This is a genomic window from Mesorhizobium sp. M0601 (genome assembly GCF_040320845.1).
GTDB lineage: Bacteria > Pseudomonadota > Alphaproteobacteria > Rhizobiales > Rhizobiaceae > Mesorhizobium.
The window spans coordinates 312254-321440 of sequence record NZ_JAMYQK010000003.1 but is presented as its reverse complement, the minus strand read 5'-3'; the positions used below and the strand labels follow the sequence as shown (position 1 = coordinate 321440).

Here is a 9187-nt window from a genome sequence, read left to right as displayed (position 1 = left end):
CGAATTGATCGACCACGTGCGCGAAGTGCTGAGGGCGGTGGATTGAGGAACGCGCTGCAGCTTTCCCTCCCCCTTGAGGGGAGGGTGGCCGCGAAGCGGCCGGGTGGGGTCGGCGCGGCAGCGCGCCAGCCTGACCTTCGGCCGCATAGGTGCCTGTGATGCCCCGGACCCGCGTGAGCTTCGAAATGCGCCAGAAGGCGCGCGCGCTTCGAGTTCATGCGACCAAAGGCGAATCGCTGCTTTGGTATGAACTGCGCGAATTGAAATCGGCCGGGATGAAATTCCGCCGCCAGTGTCCGATCGGGCCTTATATCGTCGACTTTGCCTGCCTTGCGGTAAAGCTGGTCGTTGAAATCGATGGTGATCTGCACGAACAGGAGAAGGGCAAACGGCACGACGCCGTCCGTGATGCCTATCTGCGATCGCTCGGGTTCGATATCTTTCGCGTCGATGAGCCCGATGTCATAAACAGCGCTTGGCATGTCGCACAGGTGGTCAAGGAGAAGGTCGCGCGCATGTCAGCCGACCCCACCCGACCGCTTCGCGGCCACCCTCCCCTCGAGGGGGAGGGGGACGCTGGCGTGCCACAACCGATGAGGTTTTAGAATATGGCCGCCCCCGGCGAGAATCTGCGAATCAATTCAGACCGTTTGTGGGATTCGATAATGGAGATGGCGAAGATCGGCCCCGGCATTGCCGGCGGCAATAATCGCCAGACTGTTACTGACGAGGACGGCGAAGGGCGGCATCTGTTCAAGCGCTGGTGCGATGAGGCGGGGCTCGAAATGGGCGTCGACGAGATGGGTACGATGTTTGCCCGTCGCGAAGGCACCGACCCCAGCCTGCCGCCGGTCTATGTCGGCAGCCATCTCGACACCCAGCCGACCGGCGGCAAGTATGACGGCGTGCTCGGCGTGCTCGGCGGCCTGGAGGTCGTGCGCTCGCTCAACGATCTCGGCATCAAGACCAAGCATCCGATCGTCGTCACCAACTGGACCAACGAGGAAGGCGCCCGCTTTGCGCCGGCGATGATGGCGTCCGGGGTATTCGCCGGCGTGCTCGACCAGGCCGACGTCTATTCACATGTCGACAAGGACGGCAAGAAATTCGGCGAGGAACTCGAACGGATCGGCTGGAAGGGCACCGAGAAAGTCGGTGAGCGCAAGATCCACGCCTTCTTCGAATTGCATATCGAGCAGGGCCCGATCCTCGAGGACGAGGGCATCGACATCGGTGTCGTCACCCATGGGCAAGGGTTGAAATGGCTGCAGGTGACGCTGACCGGCAAGGAGGCGCATACCGGCTCGACGCCGATGCCGAAGCGCCGCAATGCCGGGCTCGGCATGGCGCGGGTGATCGAATTGGTGCACGAGATCGCCATGGACTATCAGCCCGACGCCGTCGGCGCGGTCGGCCATATGGAGGTCTATCCGAACTCGCGCAACATAATCGCCGGGCGCACCGTCTTCACCATCGACATCCGCTCGCCGGAAAAGGAGGTGCTGGACGCCATGGACGAGCGCATCCGCGAAGGCATCGACACGATCTGCGACGCGCTCGACATCAAATATCAAATCGAGCAGGTCGGCCATTTCGACCCGGTCACTTTCGACGCGGGCTGCGTCAAGGCTGTGCGGGATGCGGCGGAGCGCCTGGGATATACGCATCGCAACATCGTCTCCGGCGCCGGCCATGACGCCTGCTGGATCAACCGCGTCGCACCCACCGCAATGGTGATGTGCCCCTGTGTCGACGGGCTCAGCCACAACGAGGCCGAGGAAATCACCAAGGAATGGGCAGCGGCCGGCGCCGACGTGCTGTTCCATGCGGTCGTCGACACGGCGGTGATTGTCGAATGATGGGATAGCCTCGCAACGCCGCTCACAAGAAGCGCGAAGAGAATAAGGGAACAAGAAAATGTCCAAAGTCATCAAGAATGGCACCATCGTCACCGCCGACCGCACGTGGAAGGCCGACGTGCTGTTCAAGCACGGCAAGATCATCGGCATCGGCTCGGATTTGCATGGCGACCATGAGTTCGACGCCAGCGGCTGCTATGTGATGCCGGGCGGCATCGACCCGCATACCCATCTCGAAATGCCGTTCATGGGCACCTATTCGGCCGATGACTTTGAATCCGGCACCCGCGCGGCCCTTGCCGGCGGCACGACGATGGTCGTCGATTTCTGCCTGCCAGGGCCGCAGCAGTCGCTGCTCGAGGCCCTGCAGATGTGGGACAACAAGACTTCGAAGGCGTCCTGCGACTATTCCTTCCACATGGCGATCACCTGGTGGGGCAAGCAGGTGTTCGACGAGATGGCCACCGTCGTCGACAGGGGCATTACCTCGTTCAAGCATTTCATGGCCTACAAGGGCGCGCTGATGGTCGATGACGACGAGCTCTATTCGTCGTTCCAGCGCTGTGCCGATCTTGGCGCGCTGCCGCTGGTCCATGCCGAGAATGGCGACGTTGTGGCGGCGCTGTCGCAGAAGCTGCTGGCGGCGGGCAACAGCGGCCCGGAGGGACACGCCTATTCGCGCCCGCCTGAAGTGGAAGGCGAGGCGACCAACCGCGCCATCATGATCGCCGACATGGCCGGTGTGCCGCTCTATGTCGTGCATGTCTCCTGCGAGCAGGCGCACGAAGCCATCCGCCGGGCGCGGCAGAAAGGCATGCGGGTATTCGGCGAGCCGCTGATCCAGCACCTGACGCTGGACGAGAGCGAATATTTCAACAAGGACTGGGACCATGCGGCGCGCCGGGTGATGAGCCCGCCCTTCCGCAACAAACTGCACCAGGATTCGCTGTGGGCCGGCCTGCAGGCCGGATCGCTGCAAGTGGTGGCGACCGACCATTGTGCCTTCACCACCAAACAAAAGCGCAACGGCGTCGGCGACTTCACCAAGATCCCGAACGGCACGGGCGGGCTCGAGGATCGTTTGCCGGTGCTGTGGACGACCGGCGTCAAGACCGGCCGGCTGACGATGAACGAGTTCGTCGCGGTGACCTCGACCAACATCGCCAAGATCCTCAACATGTACCCGAAGAAGGGCGCCATCGTCGAAGGCGCGGACGCCGACATCCTCGTATGGGACCCCATGCGCAAGAAGAAGATCACGGCCAAGAAGCAGCAGTCGGTGATCGACTACAATGTCTTCGAGGGTTTTGAGGTAACCGGCCTGCCGCGCTTTGTCTTCTCGCGCGGCGAACTGTCGATCGAGGAAAACGAGGTCAAGGCGAAGCCCGGCCATGGCGAATTCGTCGCTCGCGAGCCGAACGCGGCGGTCAACCGGGCGCTGTCGACGTGGAAGGAAATTTCCGCGCCGCGCAAGGTGGAACGGACGGGCATCCCGGCGACGGGCGTTTGAGCTTGGCGAGCCACGGAGCGATTATCTCAATGGCCGCGGTGATCCTTGCCGCCGGGCCGGCGGCGGCTGACGTCCTTGCCGGCTCCTTTGGCAATGAGGTCGGTTGCGCTGGTGTACGGCTCGGTTATCAGGACAGCGACGATTATGTCGTGCTGACCGCCGACGGCGTCGAAACCTATGGCAGCGGCTGCCAGTTCGCACAGCGACTGACGGCGGCGCCTGGCACCCTGTTGTTGAGCTCCAGCTGTTTCGCCGAGGGCGAGGAGGGCTCGACCACGGATGTCGTCAAGGTCATCAACAGAGGAGGGGACGGTTTCTTCGTGACCATTCCCGGCCTTGAGGAGATCGGGCCGCTGAAATCATGTTCGTGACGGTGCCGATGACGACCGCCGCCTCGATGCCGGCGTCAGGCGACCAACCCGTCCAGTTCCGGCAGCAGGACGACGCTTTCCTGTTCGTTGGGATCGGTTCGGGCAATGACCGCCGAGGCGGGGCTGTCGCTCAGATTGGCCGGCAGATGCGGCACGCCGGGGGGAATATAGAAAAGATCGCCGGCCTTGACCACGATATGCTGTTCGAGCCGGTCGCCATACCAGGTATGGACTTCGCCGGAGAGCACGTAGATCGCGGTTTCATGGTTTTCGTGCATATGCGCCTTGGCGCGGGCACCCGGCGGCATGGTCAGCAGATGCATGCAGATGCCGGACGAGCCGACTGTTTCGGCGGCGATACCGGCGAAATAACTCAGGCCCTGCTTGCCTTCATAAGAGCTTTCAGGGCGGATAAGATGGCAAGTCGGTTTGGGCGACATGGGGGCAACTCCGGGCGTCTATCTGATGGGACAAGGGCGCATAGAACTGGCGCGCGTAGAACTGCGGCGAGTAGGACTGGGCGAGTGGAAAGCAACATCTGGGTAAAATCAATGGGATTCCGGCCGGCGCCGCAGTGGCCGGAAGCGACAGGCTACGGCCGATGACGGGAGTATCGCCAGCCGTTGTTTCGGCAAGCAAGCTTGGACTGACCTTCCAGACCAATGATGGTCCGGTACAGGCGCTGTCGAATGTCGACCTGACGATCGGCAAGGGGGAATTCGTGTCCTTCATCGGGCCCTCCGGCTGCGGCAAGACGACCTTGCTGCGCGTCATCGCCGATCTGGAGAAGCCGACATCGGGAGCCATCTCCGTCAACGGCATGACGCCCGAGCAGGCGCGCCAGAGCCGCGCCTATGGCTATGTCTTCCAGGCGGCTGCACTTTATCCGTGGCGCACCATCGAGCGCAATGTGGCACTGCCGCTGGAGATCATGGGCCTGTCCAGGGCAGAGCAGGCGGCGCGCATCAAGCGAACCCTCGACCTTGTCAATCTCAGCGGCTTCGAGAAGAAATACCCCTGGCAGCTTTCGGGCGGCATGCAGCAGCGCGCCTCGATCGCGCGGGCGCTCGCCTTCGACGCCGACCTTTTGTTGATGGACGAGCCGTTCGGCGCGCTGGACGAGATCGTGCGCGATCACCTCAACGAACAGCTGCTGGAGCTTTGGGAGCGCACCAACAAGACTATCTGCTTCGTCACCCATTCGATCCCCGAGGCGGTCTATCTGTCGACGCGCATCATCGTCATGTCGCCGCGCCCGGGGCGTGTCAGCGACGTCATAGAATCGACGCTGCCGAAAAAGCGGCCGCTCGATATCCGCGAGACGCCGGGGTTCCTGGCCATCGCGGCACGCGTGCGCGACGGGCTGAGGGCGGGGCACAGCTATGATGATTGAGCGGGATGAGCTCCCTCCTCTCCCCGTCGGGGCTAGCGGGGCCCCCCATGCCTTCGTCATCCTAGGGCGGAGCAGCCGCGAAGCGGCCTGCGCAGACCCTAGGATCCATGCCGTGACATTAGCCGAAAGGCGCAAGCGGTTCAGAATATTCGCCGGGCAGAGCGGTGTGGAGGAAGCCATTTTCAGCACCGTTGCGGAGCGGGGAGATAATGGCATGGATCCTAGGGTCTGCGCCGCGTCGCTTCGCTCCTTGCTTCGCCCTAGGATAACGAAAGCGTGGTGGGGCGCTCCCGATACGCACGCCGCTTCGCGGCGGTTCCGCCCTAGGATGACAAAAGCGCGGTCACCCTCACCCGGCCTCCGCTTCGCTCCAGTCACCCTCTCCCCGTTGGGGAGAGGAGGGCGCTTACCCGGCGAGGCCTGCTAGATGGACTCGTTTCGCGACAAGATCGTTCCGGTGACCTCGATCCTCCTGGGCGTGGTCGTCGTCTGGTACGTCATGGCCGTTGTCCTCAACGCACCGTTCCAGCGCGATCTCGACCGCCGCGCCAATCAGACACCGGGTATTGTGGAATTCATCGGCAAGACGCTGGCGCAGCCGAAGCCGACGCTGCCGGCGCCGCATCAGGTGGCGGTGAATTTTTTCGAAAACACCTTTCTGCGCAGCATCACCTCGAACCGCAGCCTTGTCTACAATGCCTGGGTGACGCTGTCGTCAACACTGCTCGGCTTTGCTTTCGGCACGGCGCTCGGCATCGTCATCGCCGTCGGCATTGTCCATGTGGCGACGCTCGACCGCAGTCTGATGCCGTGGATCATCGCCTCGCAGACCATTCCGATCCTGGCGGTGGCGCCGATGATCATCGTCGTGCTGGCGGCGGTCGGCATCACCGGGCTTATCCCGAAGGCGCTGATCTCGACCTATCTGTCGTTCTTCCCGGTGGCGGTCGGCATGGTGAAGGGACTGCGCTCGCCCGAGCTCACCCATCTCGACCTGATGCACACCTATAATGCCAGTGCCTCGCAGACCTTCTGGAAATTGCGGGTGCCGGCTTCGGTGCCGTTCCTGTTTACCTCGATGAAGGTGGCGGTGGCCGCCAGCCTGGTCGGCGCCATCGTCGGCGAGTTGCCGACCGGCGCCGTCGCCGGCATCGGCGCCAAATTGCTCGCCGGCGCCTACTACAGCCAGACCATCGACATCTGGTCGGCTCTGGTTGCCGGGTCGGTGGTCGCGGCGCTGCTGGTGATGGTCGTCGGCATCGCCGGGCGCCTTGTCGACCGCGCCATGGGCGGGAGGCCGGCATGAGCTCCATCCTGAGCCTTTCCTCAATCACGCCTCGATCCTGGCAGGGCTATGCCGCGCTTGTCCTGCTTGCCGGCGCGCTGCTTCTTTGGCCGCTCGTCAGCGCTACGCCCGGTTACGGCATGGCAACTGCGGTTTTGATTTTCATTTTGCTGCTCGTGGCAATCGAGGCCGACAACTTTCCACCGATGATCGGGGTGGTGTTGCTGTTCCTTGGCGCGCATGGCGCAGCGTGGATGCTGCTCGCCGGCATAACCGGCAATGAGGGCAGCGCTCGCGCATCCTTCTATCTGCTGCTCGTCGCGGCGTGGTTTTTGGCCTGGCGCTGCGTAACGGTCTTGTCGTCGTTTCGCCCGACGTCGCGCTGGGCGTCAACCGCCCTGCGCCTGATCATTCCGGCCATCTTCGGCGCCTGGATCCTGATCATCTGGGAGGCGGTGACGCGTGGTGCCGGCATTCCCTTCATCCTGTTGCCGCCGCCAAGCGCCATCGGTGCACGCATCGTCGGCTCGCTGCCGGTGCTGGGGGCCGATGTCAGGCAGACCATCTTCAAGGCGGTTATCTTCGGCTATGTGGTGGGGAGCAGCGCCGGCTTCCTCGTTGCCATCGCCGCCGACCGCGTGCCGTTCCTGCGGCGCGGGCTTTTGCCGATCGGCAATATGGTGTCGGCGCTGCCGATCATCGGCGTCGCGCCGATCATGGTCATGTGGTTCGGCTTCGACTGGCAGTCAAAGGCAGCGGTGGTCATCATCATGACCTTTTTCCCGATGCTGGTGAACACCGTCGCCGGGCTTGCCGCCTCCGGCCATATGGAGCGCGACCTGATGCGCACCTATGCCTCGAGCTACTGGCAGACGCTGTTCAAGCTGCGGCTGCCGGCGGCGGCACCCTTCATCTTCAATGCGTTGAAGATCAATTCGACGCTGGCGCTGATCGGCGCCATCGTCGCCGAGTTCTTCGGCACGCCGGTGGTCGGCATGGGATTCCGCATTTCGACGGAAGTCGGGCGGATGAACATCGACATGGTGTGGGCGGAAATCGCAGTTGCAGCACTTGCGGGTTCGGTCTTTTATGGCGTGGTCGCTCTTTTCGAGAGAGCAGTCACGTTTTGGCATCCCTCTGTCCGTGGTGGATAGGGGCGGTGGGTTTAGGGCGCTAACTTCAGAGGGTAAAAACATGAAAAGACTTGTTGTTTCGATGCTGGCCGGCGCGATGTCGCTTGCCGCGTTCCAGGCGATGGCCGCGGACAAGGTGACGCTGCAGCTGAAATGGGTCACCCAGGCACAGTTCGCCGGCTATTATGTCGCCAAGGCCAAGGGCTTCTATGAAGCCGAGGGCCTCGACGTCGACATCAAGCCCGGCGGCCCGGACATTGCGCCCGAGCAGGTCATCGCCGGCGGCGGCGCCGACGTCATCGTCGATTGGATGGGCGGCGCGCTGGCTGCGCGCGAGAAGGGCGTGCCGCTGGTCAACATCGCCCAGCCGTTCAAGAAGGCCGGCATGGAGCTGGTCTGCCCGAAGGACGGGCCGGTCAAGACAGAAGCCGACTTCAAAGGCCACACGCTCGGCGTCTGGTTCTTCGGCAACGAGTATCCGTTCTATGCCTGGATGAACAAGCTTGGCCTCAAGACCGATGGCGGGCCGGACGGCGTCACCGTGCTCAAGCAGAGCTTCGATGTGCAGCCGCTGATCCAGAAGCAGGCGGATTGCATTTCGGTCATGACCTATAACGAGTACTGGCAGCTCATCGACGCCGGCTACAAGCCGGAAGAGCTGACCGTCTTCAACTATTCCGCCATGGGCAACGATCTGCTCGAAGACGGGCTCTATGCCCTGGAGGACAAGCTCAAGGATCCGGCCTTCGAGGACAAGATGGTGCGTTTCGTGCGCGCTTCGATGAAGGGTTGGAAATACGCCGTCGATAATTCCGACGAAGCGGCCGGCATCGTCATGGACAATGGCGGCCAGGACGAGAATCACCAGAAGCGCATGATGGGCGAAGTCGCCAAGCTGATCGACAATGCCGATGGCAAGCTCGATCCGGCGACCTACGAGCGCACCGCCAAGGCGCTGCTCGACCAGAAGATCATCAGCAAGGAGCCTACCGGCGCCTACACGACGGCGATCACCGACAAGGCCATCAAATAGGGCTGTCAAACTGGCTTGTAGCGGAAAAGGGGCGGGCGACCGCCCCTTTTTAGTGGGAGGTAAAATAAACGTTACCGGCGGAAACATCCGCTCGCAAAATCGTTGTGCCGGTGCATCCGCCTCAAGGGTGTCACAACGGAGGTTTCCATGCGCATCCAGTCCTTCACGCCGATGCTTTCGGCGCTGGCCATTTCTGCAGCCATCTTCTCTGCTTCACCGGTCTTGGCCGAAACCATGAAGATGACGGCGACGCTCGATGGTGCTCAGCAGAACCCGCCCGTCACCACGAAGGGCAAGGGCACCGCCACGCTCAGGTTCAACACCGCCACCAAGAAACTCAGCTGGACCGTGAGATATTCCGGCCTCAGCGGGCCGGCGAAGGCCGCACACATTCACGGCCCGGCGGCAAAGGGTCAAAACGCCGATCCGGTGGTGCCGTTCGAAGGCAAGCTGAAGAGCCCGATCAAGGGTTCGGCGACATTGACCGATGCCCAGGCGACCGATCTTGAGGCAGGCAAATATTACGTCAACATCCATACCGCGGCCCACGCGGACGGCGAGATCCGCGGCCAGATCGAGAAGGCCAAATAGGCAGATCACGAC

General features: G+C 62.7%; 10 protein-coding genes. 9 read left to right on the top strand and 1 reads right to left on the bottom strand.

Annotation, left to right across the window (positions count from 1 at the left end; all coding sequences use genetic code 11):
- Positions 1-185 precede the first annotated feature (185 nt).
- The 4 genes from NKI41_RS05680 to NKI41_RS05665 are packed head-to-tail and all read left to right on the top strand — an operon-like array spanning position 186 to position 3740.
- Entirely contained in the window at positions 186-605 is a 420-nt protein-coding gene (locus NKI41_RS05680; RefSeq protein WP_352503192.1) for an endonuclease domain-containing protein, read from the top strand.
- Positions 606-608: 3 nt separating this feature from the next.
- A complete protein-coding gene (locus NKI41_RS05675; RefSeq protein WP_352681865.1) occupies positions 609-1859 on the top strand; it encodes a Zn-dependent hydrolase in 1251 nt (416 codons plus the stop codon).
- Positions 1860-1917: 58 nt separating this feature from the next.
- Positions 1918-3369: a dihydropyrimidinase gene (gene hydA / locus NKI41_RS05670; RefSeq protein WP_352681863.1), complete on the top strand. Its 1452-nt coding sequence runs from the start codon at positions 1918-1920 to the stop codon at positions 3367-3369.
- Between the two features lie 29 nt (positions 3370-3398).
- Complete coding sequence (locus NKI41_RS05665) at positions 3399-3740, top strand: hypothetical protein (protein WP_352681860.1); 342 nt, start codon at positions 3399-3401, stop codon at positions 3738-3740.
- Between the two features lie 35 nt (positions 3741-3775).
- On the opposite strand, the gene NKI41_RS05660 is transcribed toward NKI41_RS05665, so the two are convergent.
- Positions 3776-4180, bottom strand: coding sequence for a cupin domain-containing protein (locus tag NKI41_RS05660; RefSeq protein ID WP_023720850.1), 405 nt, complete (start codon positions 4178-4180; stop codon positions 3776-3778).
- A gap of 161 nt (positions 4181-4341) precedes the next feature.
- Between NKI41_RS05660 and NKI41_RS05655 the strand changes: the two genes are divergently transcribed.
- The 5 genes from NKI41_RS05655 to NKI41_RS05635 all read left to right on the top strand — a co-directional run bounded on the left by NKI41_RS05655 (position 4342) and on the right by NKI41_RS05635 (position 9175).
- The gene (locus NKI41_RS05655) at positions 4342-5133 is read left to right on the top strand and encodes an ABC transporter ATP-binding protein (protein ID WP_352681858.1); all 792 of its coding nucleotides are present in this window, start codon (positions 4342-4344) and stop codon (positions 5131-5133) included.
- A 427-nt stretch (positions 5134-5560) separates the two neighbouring features.
- Positions 5561-6439, top strand: a complete 879-nt coding sequence (locus NKI41_RS05650; protein ID WP_352681856.1) for an ABC transporter permease — start codon at positions 5561-5563, stop codon at positions 6437-6439.
- The gene (locus tag NKI41_RS05645) at positions 6436-7572 is read left to right on the top strand and encodes an ABC transporter permease (protein ID WP_352501093.1); all 1137 of its coding nucleotides are present in this window, start codon (positions 6436-6438) and stop codon (positions 7570-7572) included. The genes NKI41_RS05650 and NKI41_RS05645 overlap by 4 nt, the downstream gene beginning before the upstream one ends.
- Positions 7573-7612: 40 nt before the next feature.
- Positions 7613-8584 carry an ABC transporter substrate-binding protein gene (locus NKI41_RS05640; RefSeq protein ID WP_352681854.1) on the top strand — a complete coding sequence of 324 codons (972 nt, stop codon included), beginning with the start codon at positions 7613-7615 and terminating at the stop codon, positions 8582-8584.
- Between the two features lie 147 nt (positions 8585-8731).
- Positions 8732-9175 carry a CHRD domain-containing protein gene (locus NKI41_RS05635; protein ID WP_352681852.1) on the top strand — a complete coding sequence of 148 codons (444 nt, stop codon included), beginning with the start codon at positions 8732-8734 and terminating at the stop codon, positions 9173-9175.
- The last annotated feature ends 12 nt before the right edge of the window (positions 9176-9187 follow it).

Coding starts and splice junctions, on each gene's coding strand:
- NKI41_RS05680 (WP_352503192.1), top strand. CDS start 186: ATGCGCCAGAAGGCGCGCGCGCTTCGAGTTCATGCGACCAAAGGCGAA.
- NKI41_RS05675 (WP_352681865.1), top strand. CDS start 609: ATGGCCGCCCCCGGCGAGAATCTGCGAATCAATTCAGACCGTTTGTGG.
- hydA (WP_352681863.1), top strand. CDS start 1,918: ATGTCCAAAGTCATCAAGAATGGCACCATCGTCACCGCCGACCGCACG.
- NKI41_RS05665 (WP_352681860.1), top strand. CDS start 3,399: ATGGCCGCGGTGATCCTTGCCGCCGGGCCGGCGGCGGCTGACGTCCTT.
- NKI41_RS05660 (WP_023720850.1), bottom strand. CDS start 4,180: ATGTCGCCCAAACCGACTTGCCATCTTATCCGCCCTGAAAGCTCTTAT.
- NKI41_RS05655 (WP_352681858.1), top strand. CDS start 4,342: ATGACGGGAGTATCGCCAGCCGTTGTTTCGGCAAGCAAGCTTGGACTG.
- NKI41_RS05650 (WP_352681856.1), top strand. CDS start 5,561: ATGGACTCGTTTCGCGACAAGATCGTTCCGGTGACCTCGATCCTCCTG.
- NKI41_RS05645 (WP_352501093.1), top strand. CDS start 6,436: ATGAGCTCCATCCTGAGCCTTTCCTCAATCACGCCTCGATCCTGGCAG.
- NKI41_RS05640 (WP_352681854.1), top strand. CDS start 7,613: ATGAAAAGACTTGTTGTTTCGATGCTGGCCGGCGCGATGTCGCTTGCC.
- NKI41_RS05635 (WP_352681852.1), top strand. CDS start 8,732: ATGCGCATCCAGTCCTTCACGCCGATGCTTTCGGCGCTGGCCATTTCT.